The sequence below is a fragment of the Campylobacter mucosalis genome, assembly GCF_013372205.1.
GTDB lineage: Bacteria > Campylobacterota > Campylobacteria > Campylobacterales > Campylobacteraceae > Campylobacter_A > Campylobacter_A mucosalis.
The window spans coordinates 1,133,763-1,159,219 of sequence record NZ_CP053831.1 but is presented as its reverse complement, the minus strand read 5'-3'; the positions used below and the strand labels follow the sequence as shown (position 1 = coordinate 1,159,219).

Sequence of the window (25,457 nt, the reverse complement as noted above, 5' to 3'; positions counted from 1 at the left end):
TTAAATTATACCAACAAACATCTTAAACACATATCTAATTGGCATAAAAAAGTAGCTTGAGAGCGGACTTATTAAAATCACGATTAGTATTATCATACCGTAGCGTTCAAGGCTGTAAATTTTATTTGCCAAGTCTTTAAATCCAAGTGATAAAAGCACGTAAATTAGTGCTTTTGAGCCATCAAGTGGTGGTATGGGGTAGAGGTTAAAAAGTCCAAGAAATAGGTTTGTGCTAAATAAAATAAAGAAAAATTTAACCACAATCTCGCTAAAGTTTTCGCCAAAATGCAAAAGAATAAAAATAGAAAAAATGGCTAAAAAAATGTTATAAAAAATCCCAGCAAGGGCGACAAAAATTCCAGCCTTGTATCCGCCGTTTCTGATAACTACACTCATATTTACAGGCACTGGTTTAGCCCAGCCAAACAAAAGTCCACTACTAAAATATAAAACAGCAGGAACTAGTATTGTGCCGATAGGATCGATGTGACGGATAGGGTTTATGCTTAGGCGATTTTGGTTTTTTGCCGTGTGATCGCCAAATTTATAAGCAACCCAGCCGTGCATTATCTCGTGCCCTACAATAGCGATAACAAGGGCTAAAACAAGCGGTACTATCTGCTGGGCGATATTAGTAAATTCCATCTATCTCATCCTCTTTTATCGCCATATCTACTAAATTTTCGCTATCTTGCACACTCTGTATGCTTCTGCCGATACGCTCCCAGCGTATTTTGTAATCTTTATCCCAGCTAAAGTATATAAACCACGGCTTACCAACCACGTTTGTGTAAGTTATAGAGCCCCAAAATCTGCTGTCATTTGAGTGATCTCTGTTATCTCCCATCATAAAAAACTCATCTTTTGGCACTTTAAAATAAAATGCGTTAAAAGGGTAGTTTTGATTTGGCGAAATTTCAGGCACTAGCACTGGTTTCATCGCTAGTTTTCCGCTATTTAAGGCATAGACCATTATGTCAAACATATTTACGTTTTTATCGTAGTGTATGCCCTTGTGTTTATATGGCTCACGCACAAAAAGTCTGCCGTTTATGGTGATTAAGTCCTCTTGTTTATAGTTTGATTTTATAAATTCATCACCCTCGTGAGGTCTTAAAAATGTCTGCTTTTCGCTAAAAATAATCTCATCTTTACCAACGGCAAAAAGGCGTTTTACGTAGTGAATTTTATCATCTTCTTTACTGCGAAAAACCACGATATCATCGCGTTTTGGAGCGTCGCCAGTAATTAAATGGTCGTTGCCATTAAAGTCTGGTAAAACCCTAATCTCAAGCCAGGGAATTCTAGGAGTTGGTATCCCATAGCTAAATTTTTTAACAAATAGATGATCGCCTACTAAAAGTGTGTTTTTCATCGAACCTGACGGGATTACAAACGCTTGAGCGATAAAAAATATAACAAGTGCGACTATTATAATCGTGCCAGTCCAAGAGCTAGAAAATTCGTATGCCTTTTTTAGAAAATTTTTCATAAATTGACACCCTTTAAAGCTCGTTGTTTTGCTGATTTAAGTGTGTTTGAAAGTAGCATTGCAATTGTCATTGGACCAACTCCACCTGGAACAGGTGTGATAAACTCGCATTTTGGTGCGACTGAGTTAAAATCCACATCCCCAACCAAACGCCCATCATCAAGGCGATTTATGCCAACATCAATCACAATCGCACCATTTTTTACCATATCAGCTGTGACAAAATTTGGCTTTCCTATGGCTGCTACAAGCAGGTCGGCACTAGCACAAATTTCTTTTAAATTTTTAGTTTTTGAGTGTGTTATGGTTACGGTTGCATTTGCGTTTAAAAGTAGGCTTGATATAGGCTTGCCAACTATGTTGCTTCGTCCGATGACTACGGCATTTATACCATTTAAATCTATGCCATACTCTTTAAGCATTACCATTATCCCAAGCGGTGTGCAAGGCACAAAACTATCTAAACCACTAACCAAATTTCCAACATTTACAGCGTGAAATCCGTCCACGTCTTTTTCTGGTCGTATAGCTTTTAAAATTTTGTTAGTATCGATGTGCTTAGGGAGCGGGAGTTGAACTAAAATTCCGTCAACGCTATCATCTAAATTTAGGATATTTATAAGTGCTAAAAGCTCGTTTTCGCTTGTGTTTTCGCTTAATCTATGCATTATTGATTTAATCCCAGCCGCCATACAAGCTTTCTCTTTTGAGCTTACGTAGGTTTTACTAGCCTTATCTTCGCCCACTAAGATTACAGCAAGACCAGGCTCTACTCCTGAGTTTTTAAGCTCTGCCACATCAGAAGCGATTTGTGCTTTTACCTTGGCACTAAGGTTTTTTCCGTCCATTATTTTCATAAAATTTCCTTATTAAAAGCTATTTTAAATACAAAAATAGTATCATACCCAAATTTTATTTAAAGTTTTAAAAATGGAGATAGATGCGTCATATTGTTTGCCTTGTTTTGTTATGCTTTTGTCTTTTTGGTGCCGATTTTATCACAAAGAGCGAACACGCCAGTATGCTTTACTCAAATCCAAGAGGTATAGGCTGTGATAAGTGCCACGGAAAATACGGCGAAGGTATACTCATATCAACATATAAACACTTTAATAAAAAGACAAAGCAACTAACACAAGAGGAGCTTAGGACTCCTGCTATAAATGACTTGGAATTTGATAAATTTAAAAATGCCATACTAAATCCCAAAAGCGTGATGCCTACGTATTTTTTGACCGATGAAGAGATGAGTTTGATATATGAGTATGTTAAAAATTTAAAAGATAAAAAAGAAAATTTAAAAAAAGGGAAGAAAAAATGACAAATAAAGAGGCTTTTGCACTAGCTAAAAAATATATCCCAGGTGGCGTGGATTCGCCTGTTCGTGCATTTGGAAGCGTTGGCGGAGAGCCATTTATAGTAAAAAATGCAAGTGGTGCTTATATCTATGATATCGAGGACAATAGATATTTAGATTTTATACAAAGCTGGGGACCGCTCATATTTGGTCATTGCGATAAGGATATAGAAAATTCCGTATTTGAAGCTGTAAAAAACGGCTTAAGCTATGGTGCTCCTTGTGAAAATGAGACAAAATTAGCAAGTATGATAGTGAGCGAATTTGATGATATTGAGAAAATTCGTTTTGTTAGCTCAGGCACTGAAGCCACGATGTCTGCAATTCGCGTGGCACGAGGATATGCTAAAAAAGATGGTCTTATAAAATTTGAAGGTTGCTATCACGGACACTCTGACGCTCTTTTGGTTAAAGCGGGAAGTGGCGCGACTACTTATGGCAACGCTTCAAGTGCTGGAGTGCCAAATGATGTGGTTAAAAATACTCATTTAGCAATTTATAACGATATAAAAAGCGTTGAAAATATCTTTAAAAATCACCAAATCGGTGCTGTTATCATAGAGCCAATAGCTGGAAATATGGGACTAGTGCCAAGTGATGCTAAATTTTTGAAACAGCTTAGAGAGCTTTGCGATAAATTTGGTGCAGTGCTGATACTTGATGAAGTTATGAGCGGATTTCGTGCGTCAAAACACGGCTCAAAGCCATTTTATGACGTAAAAGCCGATCTTATTACGTTTGGCAAGGTTATAGGCGGTGGTATGCCAGTGGCTGCGTTTGGCGGCAGGGCGGAGATTATGGACTGCCTTAGCCCAGATGGCGCAGTCTATCAAGCAGGGACGTTAAGTGGCAACCCGGTTGCGATGGCGGCGGGAATTGCCTCGTTATCAAAGATACAAAATAGTCCTAAATTATATGAGAAGCTTGAAAATTTAGCCAAAAGGCTTGTGGACGGATTTAAAAATGCAGCAAATAACGCAGGAGTGGCACTGCAAACTGATGTTAGAGGCTCTATGTTTGGCTTTTTCTTTAATGAAAATCCAGTTAAAAACTATGATGACGCCTTAAAAAGTGATACAAAACTCTATGCGAAATTTCATAGAAAAATGCTAGAAAAAGGCGTGTATTTGGCACCTAGTCAGTTTGAAACAGGCTTTATTTGCGATGCTATGAGCGAGGTTGATATAGATTTTGCTATAAATGCGGCAAAAGAGGCGTTTTTAGAGATTAAAAATGGCTAAGATAAAAGATGTAGTAGATGTCGCCGAGTATTTAAGTCTTGGTATTAGTATAGTCGTAGCTATTACTATTGGCGTTGGGCTTGGCTTTTGGCTTAAAAGTCTTACTGGGCTAAATTTCTTTATATTTTTTGGACTAGCTTTAGGTATAGCAGCTGCTGTACTAAACGTTTATAAGGCGTATAAACACCAAATAAAAAGCCTTGATGAGCTTAAAGACGAAAATAGATACAAACAAACAAATTTTGACGATGATGAGAGTGAAAAATAGTGGCAAAAGTGCTGTTTGTTGCTTATTTTATTATGTTTATCTTGCTTTTTTGCATAGGAAATTTTATTGGAATAAAATTTTTAATAAGCTCAGTAACGGCATTTTTTTGCTCAGTTTTTATCGCTCTTGCTAGTTTTAAAAGCTATGAAAGAAACGTTCTTGTAAAGCTTAGCGACGAGGAATTTGTAAAAAGTATAAAGCAGAGCGAAGAAGATGACGATTTAGATGAAGAGATTAGTATAAAGAGTGAAAAAGAGCGGTTAAAACGCGAAGGGCTTCTTTCTGGTTTAAAAAATATAAATATAGGCACAGCGTTTTTTCCGTATAGATTGGTGGCTTATGCTTTGCTTTTTATCTCGTTTTTGGTGCTTTTAAGGCACGAAATTTTAAGTATCGGTGGATTTTTAACAGGCGTTAGTGCTATGCCTGTTGGAACTTTAATATTTGCAGTAGCGAAAGGATTTTATGGCAAGCACTAAAAGAACGATAAAAACAATGGTTCCGCTGTTTTTTAGTATATTATTGCTTTTTGTTGGAAACGGACTTGTTGTAAGCTCTTGCTCTACGCTTTTAAAGCAGATGCAAGTTAGTGAAATTGCTATCGGTCTTGTTAATGCTTGTTTTTTTGTGGGTGCGATGATAAGCACGATTTTTTCGCAATCTGTCATCGAAAGAACCGGTCATATTAGGGCTTTTGGTGTTTTTACCTCTATTTTTGGTATGTGTGCGATACTTCACAACCTAAGTTCAAATTTGTATTTTTGGGCGTTTCTTAGGATTATGCTTGGTTTTTGCTATTACGGACTTTTAGTCGTCGCTGAGAGTTGGCTAAATGAAAGGGCTAAAAATACTATCAGATCACGCGTGTTGGCATTTTATGAGTGTGTATTTTATGTCGGTTTTGCAAGCGGGATATTAATACTTGGTCTAAGTTTAGATACCACGAGTATTTTCATAGTGAGTGCAGTTTTTATCTTGCTTTCAAGCATACCGCTAAATTTAATCCGCATAAATCCTCCAAAAATCCGCCAAAAAGAGCCAGTAAGTATGCCTAAGATTTTTTCTATTGTGCCACTTGCTTTGGTCGGCAGTTTTGTTGGCGGGATATTGATGAATGGCTTTTTTGCTATGGCCGGGCTTTTTATAATGCTTCAAAATTTTGGTGCAAAAGAGGTTTCTATTTTTATGACCTCTGCTATGTTTGGTGGTTTTGTATCGCAGTTTTTTCTCGGCTCTTTTTCTGATAAATTTGGACGCAGACCAGCTATTATGCTAGTTTGTTTGGTTTCATTTTTTGCCTCAGTTGGATTTTTATTTTTTCATCAAAATATCATAGCCCAATACGTTTTGTCATTTTTCTTGGGTGCTGGAGTGCTTTGCTTATACGCACTCTCTTTGGCTCGTGCAAATGACGTTTTAGAGCAAAAAAGCGAAAGTATAAAGGTCGGCAGAGCGTTGCTTTTTAGCTACTCTTTTGGCTCACTGCTTTCTGCTATCATAATGGGTGTTATGATGAGTATTTTTGGTGCTTTTGGTTTTGTTTATGTCTATATAGTGCTTTTAGGTTTTTTGTTTTTGTTTGCGATGTTTCAAGATACCGTTCCTCAAAAATATCGCAAGGATTACGAACCGCACGTTATTAGAACATACTCTATCGATAAAGAAGATGAGTAATGGATATTGCTAGTTTAAATTCTCAAGGCATAAATCAAACCAGCATACAAAGTGGCTCTACGCCTAAGCAACAAGGCGCGATATTTAAAAATCAGCCACCACAACAAAATATAAGCGAACAGCGAGTTAATGACGCGATAGATAGCGTAGATAGGCTTTTAAATCGCGTTATGAATGAGCTTGGAAGTTCTGGGGGCAAAACAGCAACTATTATCGAACAAGCCAAAGACGCAAAGATAGCTCCAAATTTGGCAAATGATCTTCAGGCTTTAGCAAAGGCATTAGACTCTAGTGATGAGGTGGCTCAAAATCCGGCATTAAAGGAGCTTTCGCTAAAGCTAAAGGAGTTTTTAAAACCCATTGCTGATTTAAAAACAATACCATTAAACGAGCAGATAAAAAGCTCTGGCGTTATGTTAGAGGCAAATTTAAAAGAGGCATTAAATCCGCAAAAATTCCCAGCTTCTGTGCAAAAACTACTAAGCGATATTAAGAATTTATCAAATCAAAATTTGCTAAATCAGATCATAAATTTAGCAAACGATACCACACTTGATACAAAAAGTTCGTTTTTTAAGTTAAATGAAATTTTGCAAAACGAAAAGGCAAATTCCATACAAATTTTAAACTCGTCATCGGCAAAATTGTTGTTGCTTGGAGTTGATAAGCTTGATAATATGTCAAAATTTTTAGACAAGCTAAATTTTAACCTAAGCGAAAAATCAGCAAATATTACGCCAGACAGTATAAAAACTCAAACTAGCAAAATTTCAGAGCTTATTAGTAACCTAAAGCAAAATTTGCAAAATGTCTCTAATGAAAAGTTAAATCAAAGCTCTGGCTTTAGTGCAAATTTAAAGGATTTTACAAAGATAGCAAAGGGCGTAGAAGAGGCTTTGGGTAGGTTAAATAACGTTGGAAACGAGACTGACCTTATAAAAGCCTACACGGGATTAATAAGTAAAGATAGTAGTGATGGCAGTTTGCAAGAGAAGCTCTCAAGTGCCGCTAGAAGACTAGCTCAAACGCTAAATTTTATAGACCAAACAGCAAGTAGTGCAAAGAGTAATTTAGACGAGCTAAAGCTTTTAACAAAACAGCTTAATGTAGCTACAAACGACGCATCTAGCATAGAAACTAAAAGCAGTAGCGAGATCTCAAAAACGCTAAATAGTGACATCAAAAGCACACTTTTAAGTTTGCAAGATAAAGCAAATTCGCTAAATAATGCACAGCAAATAAGCCAAATGGCAACAAAAATGCTAAGCCAAATAGAGCTTCATCAGATAGTTTCAAGCCTTAGTGGTGGTGTGCAGACCTACTTGCCCTATGTTTGGGACGAGGTTGATGACACAAAAGTTGCCTTTAAACGCGGTAAAAAAGATAAATACTACGCCCAAATAGATCTAAATTTTAAACAATATGGACAGATAAATATATTAGCCAGTTTAAGTGACAAGCGATATATCGATGTGTCGATAGCTACGGCGCAAAAGGACTTTAAGGATTTGATAATTGCTAACCAAAAAGAGCTAAAACAGGCGATCAGTGCGATTGGACTTATGGTGTCAGGATTTAGCATAAAAGTAATGCCAAAAAATGAGATAAAAGAGCGTTTTAAGGACTTTGATGGTCTTGAAATGGGCTATGATGTGAGAGCGTGATGAAAATAAACAAGAAAAAAGCCGTCGCGTTAGGATATAACAGAGCCAAAGATAATGCACCAAAGGTTCTAGCTGGTGGTTCTGGAGAGATAGCAAACAATATCTTAAAACTAGCAAAAGAGCACGACATACCAATAAAAGAAGACCCAGACTTGGTAGAAGTTTTAAGCAAAGTTGAAATAAATCAAGAAATTCCGCAAAATCTATACAAAGCGGTTGCTGAAATATTTAGTTTTTTATATAAGATGACGAATAAAAAATAGAAATTTTGGGAGATTTACTCCCAAAATTTTACTTATCTCTTAAGTTTAGTTCTGTAATTAGCTTAGAGTAAGCAGTGTAGTTTTTGTTTTTGAAATATTTTAGTAGTCTTTTTCTCTGACCTACTAATTTTAAAAGACCAAGTCTTGATGAAAAGTCTTTTTGGAATATTTTAAGGTGCTCTGTAAGCTCAGTTATACGAGCTGTTAAAAGTGCTATTTGCACCTCTGGCGAACCAGTGTCGCCGTCTTTTCTAGCGAATTTCGCAACTATTTCTGCTTTTTTAGCCGAATCCAAAGCCATTTTAGACCTCCTGATTGGTAAGATTAAAAAGGGCGATTATAGCAAAGAAAACATAAAATAAGCTAAAATTTTATAAAATACCGGGCTGTAAAAAAGGGAAAAATCTTGTTTAAAAAACTTTTAAATTCATATAAAAACCAACCATTCATCGCACTTATAAGCTATGATAAGAGTGATTTTATTGTATCTTCGCCAAAAGAAGCACACAAATATGGCCTTTATTTTAAATTTCAAACAAACAAAAGGCAAAGTTCGCCAAAATACGAGCTAGAAAAATACCCGGTTGATTTTGAGATTTATAAAGATAGATTTAATAAGGTTAGAAATTATCAATTTTTGGGTCATAGCTATCTTTTAAATCTCTGTTTTAGCTCAAATTTGAAGCTAAATTTGAGTTTAAAAAACATATTTGATCACGCAAATGAAAAGGCTGTCATTTATAAAGAAAATGACTTTGTTTGCTTTACGCCAGAGCCTTTTGTGATGATAGAAAACGGCTTTATACACACCTTTCCAATGAAAGGCACAATCGACGCAAACATACCAAATGCAAAGGAAATTTTGCTAAATAACAAAAAAGAGATTAGTGAGCAGATGATGATGGTTGATTTGATGAGAAATGACCTTTCTATCGTTGCTAGTGAAGTTAAAGTAGAACGTTTTAGATATGTCTCAAGGGCTAAAAATTTATACCAAACAAGCTCACACATTAGCGGAAAGCTTCGTGAAAATTTAGGCTTTGGCGATATTTTTGACGCGATTTTGCCAGCTGGAAGCATTACTGGCACACCAAAGGCTAGAACGTGCGAGATTATAGATGAGGTTGAGCTGGAAAATAGGGGATTTTACACTGGCGTTTTTATATATTTTGATGGTAAAATTTTAAAGAGTTATGTTTTGATAAGATTTATAAAACAAACTGATAATGGATTTAAATTTTTTAGCGGTGGCGGAATTACACTAGAAAGCGATTTATACGATGAATACGACGAACTTAAACGAAAAATCTACCTACCTTTTTGAAACTATAAGGCTAGAAAATGGACTTTTAAAACATACCGATTATCATTTAAAACGTATAAACAAAGCCATAAAATCGGAGCTAAAATTTAACCTAAATGACTTTAGTGACACGAATTTAAAAGGCATACACAGGCTAAAAGTCGTTTATGATGAGTTTGGCTGGTTGGTTAGTTTTGAGATTACTCCTTATACTATGCGTGAATTTAGGGAATTTTATTTGGTTGATATAAATTTTAGTTACGAAAAAAAGTATCTTGATAGAAGTAAAATAGATAAAGCAAAGGGCGATAAAAGCGAAATTTTAATGGTAAAAAATGGGCTAATAACTGACACAAGCATTGCAAATATCGCGATTTTAAAAGATGAAATTTGGCTTACACCAAAAACGCCGTTGCTTTATGGCACGACAAGGGCTAGGCTAATTGATAGCGGTTTTTTAACCCAGAGCGATTTAAGCGTAGATGACCTAAAACAGGCAAAGTCGTTTGCGATTATGAACGCAATGGTTGGATTTTTAACCCTTAAAGATTACAGATTTAATTAAAAATCTAGCAAACTTTGACTAAAATATCAGACAAAATAAAACGACAAGGATTAGATGTGCTTTTTACAAAAGCTAGTGAATATGCTTTAATATCGCTAATTTATATCTCTCAAAAACAAGAACCAATCGACGTTGATACGATGTCAAATGAGTTAAAAATTTCAAAGAGCTTTTTGGCCAAAATTTTACAATCCCTTGCAAAAGATAAAATTTTAAAATCATTTAAGGGTGCAAATGGCGGTTTTACGCTTAGTGATGATCCAAAAAATATCAGTATAAAAGCCATAGTTCAAAGTGTTGAGAAGCGTCCTACAAATGTTTTTGAATGCTCAAGTTCGGCCGATGAGTGCCCTAGCAATAAGGCAGCAACTTGTCAAATTTGGTCTATGTTTAACAACTTGCAACAAAAAGTTGACGAAACGCTTGAGAATATTAGACTACAAGACATAATAAACAAGCAGTAAAATGGCAAAAAATAACATAAACACGCTAGTTTTGCCCGCCCTTAAATATGTAAATAAATTTAGTAAATTTAAGGGGCTTAGCATAGTAGCGGTGCTAATTGCTATCCTTGCCATAATTATCGTGCCACTGCCTAGTCCGATTTTGGACTTTTTTTTGGCGCTTTCGATATCTATTTCGGTGCTTATTGTTTTAATTTCAATCTATGTTCCAAAGCCAACAGACCTAAGCACTTTCCCTACGCTAATACTTATAATCACGCTATTTAGGCTATCTTTAAACATAGCTACAACTCGTATGATTTTAAGCGAGGGGCACAATGGACCTGACGCTGTAAGTGAGATAATATCAAGCTTTGGGCAGTTTGTGGTTGGTGGAAACTACGTTATAGGTATCATCGTTTTTTGTATTTTGGTGCTTATAAATTTTATGGTTGTTACAAAGGGTTCAACGCGTGTTTCAGAGGTTCAAGCACGTTTTACACTTGATTCTATGCCTGGAAAGCAAATGGCGATTGACGCGGATTTAAATGCGGGACTAATTGATGAAAAAACCGCAAGAGAACGCCGTGAAGCAGTTATTGGCGAAGCAAATTTTTACGGAGCGATGGATGGTTCGTCAAAATTTATAAAAGGCGATGCTGTTGCTGGTATTATCATCACTATCATAAATATTTTAGGTGGCTTTGCGATTGGTTCGTTTCAGCACGGATTAGATATGGCAACTTCTGCCCAGTATTACACGATTTTAACGATAGGTGACGGCTTGGTTAGTCAAATTCCAGGACTTATTACATCGACTGCGACCGCTATTATAATAACTCGTGCCAGTAAAGATGGCGATAACTTTGCTGAGGGTTCTGTAAATCAGCTTATTGGCGATTATAAAATTTTATTTATAGTTGGTTTTATACTTTTTATGTTTGCATTAGTGCCAGGTTTGCCAACACTTTCGCTCGGATTTATCTCATTTATATTTTTGGGTCTTGGCTATATAGTAAAACAAAGCAATGACGGCAATTTGCTAGATATTTCGCCAAAACAAACATCAGCAAAAGGTGGTGCCTCTCCTGTGGCTGGTGGCACAGCGACAAGCGCGCAACAAGCTGCCGCAAAGCCAGTTAAAAAAAGCATAGAAGAGATAGCTAAAGAGGAAGAAAAAAAGATAAATGACATCTTAAGACCAGAATTTTTAGAGCTTGAGATAGGCTATGGACTTATAAAATTAGCCGAAAATGACCTAACCGAGAGAATACGAGCTATACGCCGGAATATCGCCACTCAGCTTGGCTTTTTAATGCCACAAATTCGCATACGCGACAATCTTCAGTTGCCACCAAACGAGTACCGCTTTAAGTTAAAAGGCATAATCATCGGTCAGGGCGAAATCTATGCCGATAAAATTCTAGCTATGGATAGCGGTTTGGTTAGTGAAGATATCGAGGGAATTCCGACAAAAGAGCCTGCTTTCGGACTTGACGCACTTTGGATAGATCAGAGCATAAAAGAGGACGCAATTTTAAGCGGTTACACAACAGTTGATCCAGCTAGTGTGATATCTACGCATATTAGCGAGATGGTTAAGCAAAATTCATATGAAATTTTAACTCGCCAAGAGACTCAAAATTTACTTGATAAGCTAAAGGCGGAGTATCCAGTCATAGTTGAGGATACATTGCGTGTTTCTAGTGTTGGACTTATCCAAAAGGTTCTTAAAGCTCTGCTTAAAAACTCAATACCTATTAAGGATTTAATTACAATCTTAGAAGCAATTAGCGATATTGCCGAGGTTAGCAAGAATTTAGATATGATTATTGAGCACGTTAGAGCCTCGCTTGCAAGGGTTATAACCTCGCTTTATATTGATGAAAAGGGCGAACTTAGCTTTTATATCTTTGAAACAAGCGTTCAACAAAAGTTAATCGACGCCGTTCAGTATAAAGACGGAGCATATCATCTTATGATAAATGTCGCTCAAACTTCATCAATTGTAGCCGCCTTAAGAGCAGAAAAACAAAAACGCCCAGTTAGTCAAATGGGCGCGATGATAATCTGTGTTGAGCCAAGTTTAAGAAAATTTATAGCCGATATCGTGGCTAATTTTAGCATTGACATTGTCGTGCTAAGTTTTGCTGAAATTTCGCCAAATACGCCGTTTGAAACGGTTGGCGTCATTGAAGTGCCAAATTTATAAAACAAGGATAATTATGAAATTTTTTCACCTTTCACACACCGATTTAGACGGATACTCTTGCCAATATATCTCAAAATTTTACCTTAAAAATGGCGTTTATTTAAACTCAAACTACGGCAGAGAGATTGATGAGAAATTTAATCAAATTTTAGCTCAGCTTGATGATGAAAAAGCTCTTATTTTAATAACCGATCTTAATTTAACAAAAGAGCAATGTGCGGATTTTGAGACTAAATTGGCGGACAAAAATGCCAAATTATTCTTGTTAGATCATCACCAAAGCGGTGCTGAGTGTGCTAGTGAGTTTAGCTGGTATTTTCTAGATAGCTCCCGTTGTGCGACTAAAATTTGCTACGATTTTTTCTCAAAAATGTTTAAACCTGATGAGAGTTTATCGCTTTTTGCTGATGTTGTAAATTCTGTTGATATTTGGCTAAAAGATAGCAAGTATTTTGAAATGGGCAAGGTCTGCCTTGGACTTATAGCAAATGCAAAGGATATAAACAAAACTATGTTTGAGGAACAAAACTCACTTTATATGTTTCATCTGCTCAAAAACGCACGTAAATTTTTTAATGAAAAAAACGACTACATCGGGCTTGATATGGCGATTCACGGCATAAAAAAGGAGTTTTTTAAAGCAGATATTGATGATACGCTAAGCAATCTAATCTCAAACTACGTTGTTAAAATTTTAACCCAAAACGCAGATAAATTTGAGATAAAATACAACGAATTTCGTGGAATTTTAACCTACAATATCGGCAATACTTCTGTAATTGGCAATGACTTTTTGGTTGCAAACCCTGATTTTGACTTTTTTATAGACATTACAAACAAAAAGACGATGAGTTTTAGGGCTAATGGCAAGGTTGATGTAAGCTTAATGGCTAAAAATTTAGTCGGTGGCGGCGGACACGTAAATGCAAGTGGCGGTATGTTTGCAAATTTTAAAGACGGCTACGATTATGATACGATAAAATCGCAGGTTGTTGAACTAATTGATAAAAAGACAAAGGAGAGCGTATGAGAGAAAATGATGTAAGTGTTGAGGAGCTTAGCTACGAGCTTAGCGTAGTTTTAGAAGGGCTTTTATATTACGCTGGGGTTAAAAAGTCAAAGCTAGAAGAGGCGGCTGGAATTTATGTAGAGTGCATTGATGACGCACTAGAAAACTCAAATTCTCAAGGCGTTGATGAGGTTATTGAGATTGTTGAATATATGAAAAAACACCACACAAAACTATTTAAGGAGTAAAAAATGAAGAAAATTTTAATCGCAGGTTTGGCTTTTGCCTCTTTAGTTGCAAGTGAAAACTACCAAAAGGCACAAGAGCAGTTTATGGCAAAGGATTATTTAAACGCTTACACTAGCTTTAATAGGGCGTGTGGCGAGGGCGTGAAAAAGGCGTGCTCGATGAATGCTATAATGCTTTTTAATGGGGATGGTGTTAAAAAAGATTACGCACAGGCTGAGCAAATTTTTAGCAAAATGTGCGATGAAAACGAAGCTATGGCGTGTTCAAAACTAGCTGAAATGCACGCTTATGGCTTAAATAAAGATGGAAAAAAAGATGAGGAGAAGACAGCGGCTTTGTTTAAAAAAGCTTGTGATTTAGGCTACACCGCAGCTTGTAATGTGCTTGGAAAGTAGGGCGTTATGAGCTATAAACGAAAAGATTTGCTTGGGCTTAGAGAGCTTGAAACTAGCGAAATCTTATACTTTTTAGACAGAGCAAAAGAGTTTAAAGAGTTAAATTTACAAAGTGTAAAAAAGTGCGATTACTTACGTGGCAAGACCACGATAAACGCCTTTTATGAAAACTCAACGCGCACTAGAACTAGCTTTGAGATAGCTGCAAAAAGACTGGGCGCGGACGCTGTAAATTTTAGTGCTTCAACTTCAAGCGTAAATAAAGGCGAAACGCTAATTGACACCATAAATAATATGTCAGCGATGAAAACCGATATCATCGTGCTTCGCCACCCAAGCTCTGGAGCGGCTAAACTTGCAGCGACTAATACGGACGCAAGTATTGTAAATGCAGGAGATGGCTTAAATGAGCATCCTAGCCAAGCCCTGCTTGATCTTTTCACACTTTGCGAGTTTAATAAAAGCCTTGATAAAAACACCAGTGTAGCAATCATCGGCGATATCGCAAGATCTCGCGTGGCACGTTCAAACATTTGGGCGATGAGAAAATTTGGCATTGATGTTAGACTTTTTGCTCCAGCGATGATGATGCCAAAAGACGCACAAGTTTTTGATTGTAAAATAGCAAAAACTATGGAGGAGGCAGTTGAGGGCGTTGATGTGATTATAATGCTTAGAATTCAGCTTGAAAGGGCTGACGGCGACGTGGCATTCCCAAGTAGCAGGGAGTATTCAAAATTCTTTGGCTTAAACAAGGTTAGGGCCAATCTAGCTAAAAAAGATGCGATTATCCTTCATCCAGGGCCAATAAACCGCGGTGTTGAGCTAAACTCAGACGTAGCAGACGGCGAAAAAAGCGTGATACTAAATCAGGTAGAAAACGGCGTAGCCGTGCGTATGGCAATCCTTGCTACACTAGCACAAAATAGGGAGTAGTGATGAAAGTTTTAATTAAAAACGGCGTTGTGGTAAATTATGATGGCACAATAAAGGCAAATGTTTTAATTGAAAATGACAAAATTATTGCTGTTGGCAATGAAAATTTTAGTGCTGATTTAGAGATTGACGCTTCAAATAAGCTTGTAATGCCGGGGCTTATTGATATGCACGTACATTTTAGAGATCCCGGGCTTGAATACAAAGATGATATTATCAGTGGCTCAAAGGCTGCCGTGGCTGGTGGCGTGACTACTTGCTTACCTATGGCAAACACAAATCCAGTAAATGATAACGCTAGTATTACTCGTGCGATGATACAAAAGGCAAAAGAGTGCGGGTTAATTGATCTTTTGCCAATCGGAGCTATTACAAAATCGCTAAATGGCAACGAAATCGTTGAAATGGGCGATATGTGCGAAGCTGGAGCGGTTGCGTTTAGTGATGACGGACTGCCTGTTTCAAGCTCTGCTGTGATGAGAGCGGCACTTGAATACTCAGCCCAGCACGGCAGTTTTTGTATAAGCCACTCAGAAGACTGCTCACTTTGCAGACAGGGCGTTATGCACGAGGGTGCGGTTTCGGCGATTTTGGGGCTTAAAGGTATGGCTCGTGAAAAAGAGGAAATTTCAGTAAGTCGTGATATGCTATTAGCAAAGCTTACTGGCGGACACGTGCATATCGCTCACGTAAGCTCGGCATATTCGCTAAAAATTATACAAATGGCAAAAAATGACGGCATAAAAATCACCTGCGAAGCCACGCCTCATCACTTCACGTTTAGTGATGATGAAATTTTAGCAAACGCATACGATACAAATTTTAAAATGTCGCCACCACTTCGCGAGATTAGCGATGTTAAGGCGATTAGAGAGGCCTTAAAAAGCGGACTAATTGACGTAATCGCAACAGATCACGCCCCACACCACACAGACGAAAAGTGCGTAGAGTTTGATAAAGCCCCATTTGGTATCATCGGACTTCAAACGCTAGTGCCTTTAACGCTAAGATTGGTTGATGAAAATGTCATAAGCTTAGAACAAATGGTAGCTCTAACCTCAAAAAACCCAGCCAAAATTTTAAAGCTAGATAACAAAGGCGAGATAAGAGCTGGATTTTTAGCCGACATTGCGATAATTGATCCAAATTTGGAGTATATTTATGATGAGAAACTAAATAAGTCAAAATCCATAAATTCCCCATTAATTGGCAAAAAGCTAAAAGGTATGGCTGTTAAAACCATAAAAAGCGGTCGTGTCGTTTGGGACTTTGAAAAAGACTAAAATATCTCTGGGCGGTACTCAAAGTGCATAGTATCAAAGTGCCTCCAGCGACCGCCCCATATAAATTTGTGCTTTTCAAATATATAAACCACCTCTTTTGGTAGAGTATTTTTATACTCTTTGTGCCATTGCCAGTAGCTACTATCACTCACATTTATATCGATAGCGATACCGTAGCTATGGGCACTTAGGCGATTTGTATTGGCTATGTGTCGCCATTTAAATGTCCCACTATCATTTAGAAATTTTAAAATTTCAGGCTCTTTTTTTGCAAGTTCATTTAACTCATCACTAACCTTTTGTAGTGCGTCTGCAGCACCATTTTTGGCATTAAACTTTAGTCTTTTTGCTCCAAAATCTTTAAGCCAAATGACATCTTTTAAATTTTGTGATACTTGGGCTTGGCTAGAGCCGTAGGTTTTGTTTAAAAACTCATAATCCCGGCATCTCCCAGCGTCGCTAAGTGGCGTGTTTAACGGGGCTAGTGCGTTATATTTTGCTTTAGCGTCAGTGTCATTACAAGGCTCATCTGCTATCTTTTTTAAAATTTCACTTTGCCCTAAAATGTTTATGGACTTTATCTTTGATATTAGCAGTGAGCTTGGTTCGACATTTTTTACATCAGAGCCCACAAATAGCGTTGTAATGGCTGTTTGTCCAATTAACGCTCGTCCGTCATCTTTGGTTTTAATGCCCCACGCATCGTGCAGGATAAGCACATTTTCATCTTTTACGCCAACATAAATCATAATGTGCCCTGGCGAATGAAGTAGCGTTAGATACGGAACTGCTTTAGCTTTTATTACTGAAATTTTTTGCTCGTTGGTTAAATTTTCTAGGCTTATTTTTTCGCCGATATTTGACTGAGCTTTTGAGTTTCTTGGAAGCCACAAACCAAAACTACCAAGTAGATCTTTTGTAAGAAGCGAACAGTCGCGCAGGTTACTAATCCCACCCCAGCCGTATGGTTCATTTAAAAGGCTTGAAATCATCGTTTTTAAGCTTTTTTCATTCATTACAAGTGGAAATTTAGCAGACTTTTCTTTAGCTATTTTATACGTTTTTTTGCCATTTTGAGTGTATATTTGCCCTGTGAAATTTAAATCACTTTCACTACTAAAAGGCAGTAGCGAGCCGATTCTAGCGTGAAATAAAAACCAGCCATTTTCGTCATAAACTGGCGTTTTATCTTCTAGGATTGTGATGAAATTTGAGTTTTGATACTCGTTTGCCTCTTTTTTGCTTATGATTTTTATGTCATTTACGCTTACCCAGCCCCAAACATCGTCATCTCTTACCATAGCCCAAGCCCCATCTTTTGATAGATGAGAGATGAAAATAGGGAAACCAACGCTTAGGGTTGAGCTTTGAAGATAGTCAAATGGATAGCCCTCTGCAGCATTTTGGGGGTTAAAAAATACTGGCTCTTTTGTTGGCAGATTTCTTAAGTCTGTGTTTGCCGTTGTTACGCCTATTGCGTTAAGTGTTAAAAAGGCGGTTTCGTTTGCGTTTTCGTGATGTTTTTTAAACCACTCTTTTGTTAGCGGTTTAAGGTTTGAGCCGTAGTATGGCTTGTTGCTTTTAAATTTGTATATATCAAGTGCCCAAAATGCATTTTTTGCGTCCTTTTTGCTTGGTTTTAAATCAAAATTTGCAAAGCGTTTTGATAGCATTTTAGAGGCGTCAAATTGCTCGTTTATATCTATTTTTGGCAACAAATTCACACTTTGCTCTCCAAGGTTTACAATTGTTATTTTAGACGGGGGTATATCTTTTTGCTTTGCCGTGTCGCCATTTGGCGCTGGAGCAGTGCTTGAGCAAGATATAAAAAATACCGCAAGAAATATTGTAAGAAAACTCTTTTTCATTATAAATCCTTAAAATTAAAAAGGTTAATTTTATCTTTTTTGACTTAAAATAAGCGGTGTTTTTGCTATAATTTGCCAAAAAAAGGTATGTATTGCTAGAAGAAATTTTAGAAATTTTAAAACATTCAAATGTCTTTTTAACTGGTGGTGGCGGTGTGGGTAAAAGCTATCTAACATCAGCCATTATCAAGCGATACAGAAGTGAGTTAAAAAACGTTATCGTTTTAGGCTCGACTGGTATTAGTGCGGTTAATATCGGTGGAGTAAGTGTGCATAGCTTTTTTAAATTTGGAATTTGTAGTGATTTTAACGAGCTTTTGGCTTATGATAAAAAGCAAACCGAGAAGCTAAAAAGACTTAAGACTATGCTTGATAGTGCTGATCTTATCGTGCTTGATGAGATATCAATGGTTAGTGCAAATTTGCTTGAGATGATACGCTTTAGACTTTTAAACTCAAAATTTAGCGGTAGGTTGCTTTTTGTTGGAGATTTTTACCAGCTTCCACCAGTTAAAAAGCAGACAAAACAAAACGCACTTTTTGACTTTAGCTACGCATTTAACGCAAGTGCTTGGCGAGATTTTAACCTGACAAATATCGAGCTTAAAATTTCAAAACGCACACAGGATATAAAATTTTATGATATATTATCTAGGCTTAGAGTTGGAGTGATTGATGATGAGGTTGCTTCGTATACAAAATCTCTTTTGGTTTTTAAGTTTGAGCCTAGCGAAAATACCAGTGTGCTTTTTGGGACAAATGTCGGCGTAGATAGGTTAAACAACTTTATGCTTGAGCGTATAAAATCCCCAGCCATAACTCTAAAAGCACAGATAAGCGTATTTGAAGAGGGGTTAAATCCAAAACGGCTTGAGAGCTTTAAGGCGTCTCTAAATGTCTCAGAAGAGCTTATCATCAAGCTTGGGGCTAGGGTTATTTTTATTACAAATAAATGGGGCGAGTATTATAACGGTGAGCAGGGTGAGGTTATGCAGGTTGTGCGTGACGGTGCAGAGATAAGTAGTGTGATTATTAGAAAAGAAAATGGCGAAATTTGCGAAGTCGAAAGGAATAATTTTAAACTAAGTGAGCCAATATCTGATGAAAATGGACTTAGTGAGCGTGTTTTAGCTAGTTTCTTGCAGTTTCCATTTAAACTTTCTTACGCACTTACTATACATAAATCACAAGGTATGAGTATTAGCAATTTAACTTGTGATTTAAACCAAATTTTTGCTAATGGACAGCTTTATGTGGCACTTTCTCGTGCGATAGATCCTGCAAATTTAAAGCTAATTTATAGCAGGACACAGGACTTTTATCGGTATTTGCAAAGGGTTGTAAAGGTTGATGAAGAGGTTAGAAAATTTTATATGCAAAGTGAGTTTAAAAATATTAAGGAGAGCATTTGAAAAAGATATGTTTGGTTTTGATTTTGGCTATTTTTGGCTATGCAGACGCGTTTAGGATTAGTGATTTTGAGGCTGATGTTTATTCAAAAGTATCTCAAAATAGTACAAAAAAGATAAGGGTAAGTCTTGAAATTTTAGGCGATAGTGTGAGCGAAAATGAGGCCTATGTGCTAGATGCCTTAAATGTTATAATTGGAAGTTTTTATGCAGAAGATCTCTTAACATCAGTAGGCAAGGAGAAATTCAAACAAGCATTTATAAAATATGCGGTAAAAAAACACTCTGTAAATTTAGATGAAGTTTTAATAATCAGCCTAAAAGTAGTAGAAAAGCCCGAAATAGACGAAATCATAAACGCCATAAGGGCTAAAAATTTATGCACTATCTCAGATAGCCACAAAGAGACAAATAGTAAAAAATCAAACGATATTGTGATATCGCCGGAGCTAAAGGATATAAACCAGCGTCCGATAGATTTAAACTCTATCGGAGAATTTGGCAAGGATTTTGGCGAGTAGATTACTGGGTTATGATGTCATAACCTTTTGGGACATTTGGAGTTAGCAAATTTGCTGGGATGCTTTTATCTTTTATCGTGTTATTTAGCGTGATTTTTATCTTATTATCCAGCTTATCTTGGTAGTCAATGCTTTGAGGTAGTCCGTTTTTGGTGTTTATAAAATACTCCACGTCGTCATAAACCGCCTTATAAAGCGTCGGTGTGATTTTTTTTGCATTTGCTAGAATTTGAGCTAAATTTGGCGTATTTTCTAGTTTTGATACAACTGCTTGTTCAAGCTCATCTTCTACCACAACTACGTGCGTTGCAGAAAAGTATATTTTTTTTGGTGTTGGGCTATAATATATCCAAAGTGCGTTATTATCGCTTGTAGCGTAGAATTTACCAGTGTAGGTAACCTTACTTTCTTTGCTGTTTACAACTTGTGCAAAGTCGCTCTCAATGGTGTTAAAGTTAAGTTCTGAGGCAAAAGATGCGACACAAAAAGCGAAAATTAGTAGAATTTTTTTCAATTTTTCCCTCCTTAAAAACTTGCTATTTTAGCTAAATTTAATTAAATAAATAGTTAGAGTATGATAAAATCAAAGCTTTAAAAATTAAAAAGGTGATAAATGTTTAGTATGTTATTTCGTAAAATTTTTGGCACTCAAAACGATAGAGAGCTTAAAAAATATGTCAAGCGAGTTAAGGGTATAAATGAGCTTGAAAAACAATATGAGAATATGGGCGATGATGAGCTAAAGTCCGCTTTTAACGCATTAAGGGATGAAGTAAGAGCTGGAAAGAGTGAAAATCTGGTGCTAAATGAAGTCTTTGCTATCGTTAGAGAGGCTTCAAAAAGGGTGCTAAAAATGCGTCATTTTGACGTGCAGTTAATCGGCGGTATGGTTTTAAATGACGGCAGGATAGCCGAGATGAAAACGGGCGAGGGCAAAACCCTAGTTGCAACCCTGCCAGTTGTACTAAATGCGATGAGTGGAAAAGGTGTGCACGTCGTAACAGTTAATGACTACCTAGCTAAACGCGACGCCACGCAAATGGGCGAACTTTATAATTTTTTAGGGCTTAGCGTTGGTGTAATTTTAAGCGGACAACACGATGATGACGCACGAAAAGAGGCCTACAACGCCGATATAACTTACGGCACAAACTCGGAATTTGGCTTTGATTATCTTCGCGATAATATGAAATTTGACTTAAACGATAAAGTTCAACGCAAGCACAACTTTGTTATCGTCGATGAGGTTGATAGTATTTTAATTGATGAAGCAAGAACGCCTTTGATCATTTCAGGTCCTACAAATCGCACACTTGATGGATATGTCAAGGCAAATGAGGTTGCTAAAAAACTTACTCGTGGCGAGGCAGCCGATCCAGCCGTACCAAACTCAAAACCAACTGGGGATTTTGTAGTTGATGAGAAAAATAGAACGATACTTATTACAGAACAGGGTATAAACAAAGCCGAGGAGCTCTTTGGGGTTGAAAATTTATATAACCTTGAAAATGCAATTTTAAGTCATCATCTTGATCAAGCACTAAAGGCTCACAATCTTTTTGAAAAAGATGTTCATTATGTTGTTAGAGGGCACGAGGTCGTAATCGTTGATGAATTTACTGGTCGCTTAAGTGAAGGACGCCGTTTTAGCGAGGGGCTTCATCAGGCACTTGAAGCAAAAGAGGGCGTAAAAATCCAAGAGGAGAGCCAAACTTTAGCAGATACAACATATCAAAACTACTTTAGAATGTATAAAAAACTAGCCGGTATGACTGGTACCGCTCAAACCGAAGCGACTGAATTTTCGCAAATTTACAAGCTTGATGTTATCTCAATTCCTACAAATTTGCCGATAAAAAGACTAGATCAAAATGATCTCATTTACAAAACACAAAATGAGAAATTTAAAGCGGTTATTGATGAGATAAAAAAGGCAAACCAAAAGGGTCAGCCAGTATTAGTTGGTACTGCAAGTATCGAAAGAAGCGAGTTGCTTCACTCTATGCTGGTAAAAGCTGGTATCGCTCACTCCGTACTAAATGCTAAAAATCACGAAAAAGAGGCACAAATCATCGCACAGGCGGGTAAAAAAGGGGCTGTGACAATCGCTACAAATATGGCTGGGCGTGGTGTTGATATTAGGATAGATGACGAGGTTAGGGCTCTTGGTGGACTTTATATCATCGGTACAGAGCGTCACGAGAGTCGCCGTATAGATAATCAGCTTAGAGGTCGTGCTGGTCGTCAGGGCGATCCTGGTGTGAGTAGATTTTATCTATCTTTAGAGGATAATCTTTTAAGAATTTTTGGAGCAGACAGGATAAAGTCTATAATGGATAGGCTTGGCATTGACGAGGGCGAGAGTATAGAGAGTAAGCTCGTAACAAGGGCCGTTGAAAATGCTCAAAAAAAGGTTGAAAACCTGCACTTTGAGGCTAGAAAGCACCTACTTGAATACGATGATGTTGCTAATGAGCAGAGAAAAACAATATATAAGTATCGCGACGAGTTGCTTGATAAAGAGTATGATATGAGCGAAAAGATAGCTCAAAATAGAGCCGAGTATGTGGCTATGTTGCTTGAAAATGCTGAAATTTTTAGTGGTGGATTAAAAGATGACTTTGACATTAAAAATTTGGTTTCTATAATAGAAAATGATTGTGCTGAGCACATTGATGAGAGTGAACTAATTGGGCTAGAATACGCAGAGCTTGCAAGCAAAATAGATGAAATTTTAACATCAAGATATGAAGCTAAAATGAGTATAGTAAATCCAGCTCAAAAGCGAGATGTCGAAAAGGTTTTATATCTGCAAGTTCTTGATAATGCGTGGAGAGAGCACCTTTATCAAATGGATATATTAAAAACTGGTATCGGACTTCGTGGATACAACCAAAAAGATCCGCTAACTGAGTATAAAAAAGAGAGCTATAATCTATTTATGGAGCTGGTAAACAGGGTAAAAACTGAAAGTGTAAAAATGCTTAGCATTTTAAGACTAAAGAGCAAAGAAGAGGCTGAAGCAGAACGTGCTAGAGAGCTAATGCAAGAGGAGCAAGAGAGCATTTTGACAAATACATCTGAAAAAAAGGTGCCTAGAAACGCGCCTTGCCCTTGCGGAAGCGGTAAAAAATACAAAGAGTGTCACGGCAAAAGTGGTCCTAAAAAAGGTGTGTTTGCGTGAAAATTTTAGTAAAACAAAATTTTGGTAATTAATATGAGTTTGCCAAAATATCTATTATTTAAATATTTGCGGTTTGATAAAACTCAGCCATTCATATCTCTTAGTGCGTTACTTGCGTTTTTAGGAGTTAGCATCGGGCTTATGGTGTTAATAGTTGCAATGGCTATAATGAACGGCTTTGATAAGGAATTTGAGCGAAAGCTTTTTACGATGAACTATCCAATAAGTGTCCTTAGCGGTTTTAAAGCGAGTATAAACGATGAACTGGTAAATGAACTAAAGCAAAAATTTCCAGATCTGAAATTTAGCCCATTTATCAGCACTCAGGTTATTTTAAGAGGGCAAAATAGCCTTGAGGGCGGACTTTTATTTGGTGTAAACTCGGCAGATGAAAAAGAGATAAATTCTGTTGTAAAAGCTGGACTGAATGCACTTGAACTTGGCGATTTTGAAATTTTGGTTGGAAATGGATTAAAGGATACCTTGGGGATAAATAACGGCGAAAAGATAACTGCTATATTTACAAAAGCCGATCCGAGCGGATTTTCGCTGATACCAAAAATGAAGCGTTTTGATGTGGTGGCTGGTTTTAGCTCGGGACTTGTTGCATATGATAAGGCTTATAGCTACACGTCGGTCGAGTCGTTACGTAAAATTTTAGAGTATCCAGCTGGTATTTATGACGGGATACATATTTACTCAGCCGAGCCATTTGATGATATTAAGCGTATCCAGAGTGCTTTACCTTTGGGGTTAAAGGCTATTGGCTGGTGGCAACAAAACGGCAATTTTTTCTCAGCACTTCAGCTTGAAAAACGTGCTTTATTTATCGTGTTAATGCTTATTATTTTAGTTGCATCCTTAAATATAGTAAGCTCGCTTTTGATGACCGTTATGAATAGGCGTCAGGAGATAGCTTTGCTTTTGGCACTTGGTGCAAGTAAAAGTGAGATAAAAAAGAGCTTTTTTTTGCAGGGTTTTGTAATTGGTGGTGGCGGTATCATTTTTGGTATTATTTTGGGGCTTTTTGGCGTATGGTTGCTTGGAAATTTTAATATTATAAATTTACCAGCCGATGTTTATGGAAGTTCAAAATTGCCAATGGAGTTATCACTGATGGATTTTAGTCTTATTGTTTTTGGTGCTATTTTGATAGTTTGTATATCGTCTTACTATCCTGCAAAAAAAGCTTCAGAAGTTAATATCTTACAAACTTTAAGAAACGAATAAAAGGGGCTCTCACCCCTTTAATTAGAATTTCTTCTTCCTAACCTCACTAACAATATCTTTAGCCATATTATCTACCTCAGCTGTTACTTCATTAGTTCTATTAGCTACTGATACATTTGCACGTGTAAGGTTATCTATCTGAGCTACTGATTGATTTATCATATTTATACCTTCAGCTTGCTCTTTTATTGATTCACTCATCTCATTGATTGATTGAGCTAGTACATTTGTATTTGCTTCTATCTCTCCAAGTGACTTTTGAGTTCTCTCAGCTAGTTTTCTTACTTCATCAGCAACAACAGCAAATCCACGTCCGTGTTCTCCTGCTCTGGCTGCTTCAATAGCAGCATTTAGTGCTAGTAGGTTTGTTTGGTCTGCTATATCTCTTATTATTGTTATTATGTTTTTAATCTCTTCAGATTGTCTTATAACATCTTGTGTCTTTTGAGATATGGCACTCATTGATGAGCTCATCTGTTCTACTGCTGCAGCACTTTCTTGTAAGCTATTTGCTTGGCTATTTGCTCCATCTGTTAGCTCTTTCATAGAATCACTTAGTATCTGAGCTTTTTGCTCTAGAATTTCAGCTTTGTCTAGGTTGTCACGGAGCATTCCAGCTATTGCATCACCTAATACATTTGTAACCTTTTCTACTTCACCTTTAGGATTATCTATCCTAGCTACAAAGTTTGAGCTTTTAAAGCTATCAAATACCTTTTGAATTTCATTTAGGTCTGAACCTACTTTAGATTCAAGGGTGTCAAGCATTTTATTAAGAACGTTTTTAAGCTCTACTAGGCTTGGGTTAGCTGGGTTTTGTGTAATACGTGCTTTTAGATCTCCTCTGCCTATTGAGTCTGCTGTTGATACAGCACCAGATACTGCTTGTGC

The 25,457-nt window shown here is 37.0% G+C and carries 26 protein-coding genes and 1 pseudogene; 20 read left to right on the top strand and 7 right to left on the bottom strand.

Annotated features, from left to right (window positions below; genetic code table 11):
• Genes CMCT_RS06085 through folD form a run of 3 tightly spaced genes read right to left on the bottom strand, consistent with a single transcriptional unit; the run spans position 1 to position 2,349 of the window.
• The gene (locus tag CMCT_RS06085) at positions 1-645 is read right to left on the bottom strand and encodes a site-2 protease family protein (protein ID WP_176325066.1); all 645 of its coding nucleotides are present in this window, start codon (positions 643-645) and stop codon (positions 1-3) included.
• A complete protein-coding gene (gene lepB, locus CMCT_RS06080; protein WP_034969814.1) occupies positions 632-1,492 on the bottom strand; it encodes a signal peptidase I in 861 nt (286 codons plus the stop codon). The genes CMCT_RS06085 and lepB overlap by 14 nt, the downstream gene beginning before the upstream one ends.
• Positions 1,489-2,349: a bifunctional methylenetetrahydrofolate dehydrogenase/methenyltetrahydrofolate cyclohydrolase FolD gene (gene folD, locus CMCT_RS06075; RefSeq protein ID WP_034969817.1), complete on the bottom strand. Its 861-nt coding sequence runs from the start codon at positions 2,347-2,349 to the stop codon at positions 1,489-1,491. Before folD ends, lepB begins: the two co-directional genes overlap by 4 nt.
• A gap of 83 nt (positions 2,350-2,432) precedes the next feature.
• Between folD and CMCT_RS06070 the strand changes: the two genes are divergently transcribed.
• From CMCT_RS06070 to CMCT_RS06040, 7 genes are read left to right on the top strand one after another with little or no spacing between them, the layout of a single operon-like run.
• Positions 2,433-2,813, top strand: a complete 381-nt coding sequence (locus CMCT_RS06070; protein ID WP_034969820.1) for a c-type cytochrome — start codon at positions 2,433-2,435, stop codon at positions 2,811-2,813.
• Entirely contained in the window at positions 2,810-4,090 is a 1,281-nt protein-coding gene (hemL, locus tag CMCT_RS06065; RefSeq protein ID WP_169752890.1) for a glutamate-1-semialdehyde 2,1-aminomutase, read from the top strand. Before CMCT_RS06070 ends, hemL begins: the two co-directional genes overlap by 4 nt.
• On the top strand, positions 4,083-4,358 hold the full coding sequence (locus CMCT_RS06060; protein WP_034969822.1) for an AtpZ/AtpI family protein: 276 nt from the start codon (positions 4,083-4,085) through the stop codon (positions 4,356-4,358). Before hemL ends, CMCT_RS06060 begins: the two co-directional genes overlap by 8 nt.
• An 8-nt stretch (positions 4,359-4,366) precedes the next feature.
• Positions 4,367-4,837 (top strand): hypothetical protein, encoded by a 471-nt coding sequence (locus CMCT_RS06055; protein WP_217903837.1) that lies wholly within the window; start codon positions 4,367-4,369, stop codon positions 4,835-4,837.
• Positions 4,824-6,032, top strand: a complete 1,209-nt coding sequence (locus tag CMCT_RS06050) for an MFS transporter (protein ID WP_034969828.1) — start codon at positions 4,824-4,826, stop codon at positions 6,030-6,032. Before CMCT_RS06055 ends, CMCT_RS06050 begins: the two co-directional genes overlap by 14 nt.
• Entirely contained in the window at positions 6,032-7,696 is a 1,665-nt protein-coding gene (gene fliK / locus CMCT_RS06045) for a flagellar hook-length control protein FliK (RefSeq protein WP_034969831.1), read from the top strand. Before CMCT_RS06050 ends, fliK begins: the two co-directional genes overlap by 1 nt.
• A complete protein-coding gene (locus CMCT_RS06040; protein ID WP_236844917.1) occupies positions 7,693-7,959 on the top strand; it encodes a FlhB-like flagellar biosynthesis protein in 267 nt (88 codons plus the stop codon). The genes fliK and CMCT_RS06040 overlap by 4 nt, the downstream gene beginning before the upstream one ends.
• Positions 7,960-7,987: 28 nt before the next feature.
• On the opposite strand, the gene rpsO is transcribed toward CMCT_RS06040, so the two are convergent.
• On the bottom strand, positions 7,988-8,260 hold the full coding sequence (gene rpsO / locus CMCT_RS06035) for a 30S ribosomal protein S15 (RefSeq protein ID WP_034969838.1): 273 nt from the start codon (positions 8,258-8,260) through the stop codon (positions 7,988-7,990).
• Positions 8,261-8,365: 105 nt separating this feature from the next.
• On the opposite strand from rpsO, the gene CMCT_RS06030 reads away from it, so the two are divergent.
• The 9 genes from CMCT_RS06030 to CMCT_RS05990 are packed head-to-tail and all read left to right on the top strand — an operon-like array spanning position 8,366 to position 16,354.
• The gene (locus CMCT_RS06030; RefSeq protein WP_034969841.1) at positions 8,366-9,283 is read left to right on the top strand and encodes an aminodeoxychorismate synthase component I; all 918 of its coding nucleotides are present in this window, start codon (positions 8,366-8,368) and stop codon (positions 9,281-9,283) included.
• Positions 9,240-9,827, top strand: coding sequence for an aminotransferase class IV (locus CMCT_RS06025; protein WP_034969843.1), 588 nt, complete (start codon positions 9,240-9,242; stop codon positions 9,825-9,827). The genes CMCT_RS06030 and CMCT_RS06025 overlap by 44 nt, the downstream gene beginning before the upstream one ends.
• Positions 9,828-9,883: 56 nt before the next feature.
• Positions 9,884-10,291, top strand: coding sequence for an Rrf2 family transcriptional regulator (locus CMCT_RS06020; protein ID WP_034969846.1), 408 nt, complete (start codon positions 9,884-9,886; stop codon positions 10,289-10,291).
• A 1-nt stretch (position 10,292) separates the two neighbouring features.
• The gene (gene flhA / locus CMCT_RS06015) at positions 10,293-12,482 is read left to right on the top strand and encodes a flagellar biosynthesis protein FlhA (RefSeq protein WP_034969849.1); all 2,190 of its coding nucleotides are present in this window, start codon (positions 10,293-10,295) and stop codon (positions 12,480-12,482) included.
• Positions 12,483-12,495: 13 nt separating this feature from the next.
• A complete protein-coding gene (locus tag CMCT_RS06010) occupies positions 12,496-13,512 on the top strand; it encodes a DHH family phosphoesterase (protein WP_034969851.1) in 1,017 nt (338 codons plus the stop codon).
• Complete coding sequence (locus CMCT_RS06005; protein ID WP_034969854.1) at positions 13,509-13,739, top strand: hypothetical protein; 231 nt, start codon at positions 13,509-13,511, stop codon at positions 13,737-13,739. Before CMCT_RS06010 ends, CMCT_RS06005 begins: the two co-directional genes overlap by 4 nt.
• 3 nt (positions 13,740-13,742) lie before the next feature.
• Positions 13,743-14,135 (top strand): tetratricopeptide repeat protein, encoded by a 393-nt coding sequence (locus CMCT_RS06000; RefSeq protein ID WP_034969857.1) that lies wholly within the window; start codon positions 13,743-13,745, stop codon positions 14,133-14,135.
• Positions 14,136-14,141: 6 nt separating this feature from the next.
• Positions 14,142-15,071: an aspartate carbamoyltransferase catalytic subunit gene (locus tag CMCT_RS05995; RefSeq protein WP_034969860.1), complete on the top strand. Its 930-nt coding sequence runs from the start codon at positions 14,142-14,144 to the stop codon at positions 15,069-15,071.
• A gap of 2 nt (positions 15,072-15,073) precedes the next feature.
• Positions 15,074-16,354 carry a dihydroorotase gene (locus tag CMCT_RS05990; RefSeq protein ID WP_034969861.1) on the top strand — a complete coding sequence of 427 codons (1,281 nt, stop codon included), beginning with the start codon at positions 15,074-15,076 and terminating at the stop codon, positions 16,352-16,354.
• Here the strand turns inward: CMCT_RS05990 and CMCT_RS05985 are convergent.
• Positions 16,351-18,222 (bottom strand): bifunctional C40 family peptidase/M15 family metallopeptidase, encoded by a 1,872-nt coding sequence (locus CMCT_RS05985; RefSeq protein WP_034969864.1) that lies wholly within the window; start codon positions 18,220-18,222, stop codon positions 16,351-16,353. The two genes, CMCT_RS05990 and CMCT_RS05985, sit on opposite strands and share 4 nt — an antisense overlap.
• Positions 18,223-18,314: 92 nt before the next feature.
• Between CMCT_RS05985 and CMCT_RS05980 the strand changes: the two genes are divergently transcribed.
• Together CMCT_RS05980 and CMCT_RS05975 are read left to right on the top strand one after the other, a co-directional pair.
• Entirely contained in the window at positions 18,315-19,634 is a 1,320-nt protein-coding gene (locus CMCT_RS05980; RefSeq protein ID WP_034969866.1) for an ATP-dependent DNA helicase, read from the top strand.
• Entirely contained in the window at positions 19,631-20,152 is a 522-nt protein-coding gene (locus CMCT_RS05975; RefSeq protein ID WP_034969869.1) for a hypothetical protein, read from the top strand. Before CMCT_RS05980 ends, CMCT_RS05975 begins: the two co-directional genes overlap by 4 nt.
• A 1-nt stretch (position 20,153) precedes the next feature.
• Here the strand turns inward: CMCT_RS05975 and lolA are convergent, their stop codons facing one another.
• Positions 20,154-20,666, bottom strand: coding sequence for a LolA-like outer membrane lipoprotein chaperone (gene lolA / locus CMCT_RS05970; RefSeq protein WP_034969872.1), 513 nt, complete (start codon positions 20,664-20,666; stop codon positions 20,154-20,156).
• A 99-nt stretch (positions 20,667-20,765) separates the two neighbouring features.
• Between lolA and secA the strand changes: the two genes are divergently transcribed.
• Both secA and CMCT_RS05960 read left to right on the top strand, forming a co-directional pair.
• Positions 20,766-23,336, top strand: a complete 2,571-nt coding sequence (secA, locus tag CMCT_RS05965) for a preprotein translocase subunit SecA (RefSeq protein WP_034969875.1) — start codon at positions 20,766-20,768, stop codon at positions 23,334-23,336.
• 33 nt (positions 23,337-23,369) lie between these two features.
• The gene (locus CMCT_RS05960; protein ID WP_176325065.1) at positions 23,370-24,566 is read left to right on the top strand and encodes an ABC transporter permease; all 1,197 of its coding nucleotides are present in this window, start codon (positions 23,370-23,372) and stop codon (positions 24,564-24,566) included.
• A 21-nt stretch (positions 24,567-24,587) separates the two neighbouring features.
• Here CMCT_RS05960 and CMCT_RS09575 read toward each other — a convergent pair.
• Positions 24,588-24,974 (bottom strand): annotated as a pseudogene (locus CMCT_RS09575) (methyl-accepting chemotaxis protein); the annotation flags it as partial.
• Between the last annotated feature and the right edge of the window lie 483 nt (positions 24,975-25,457).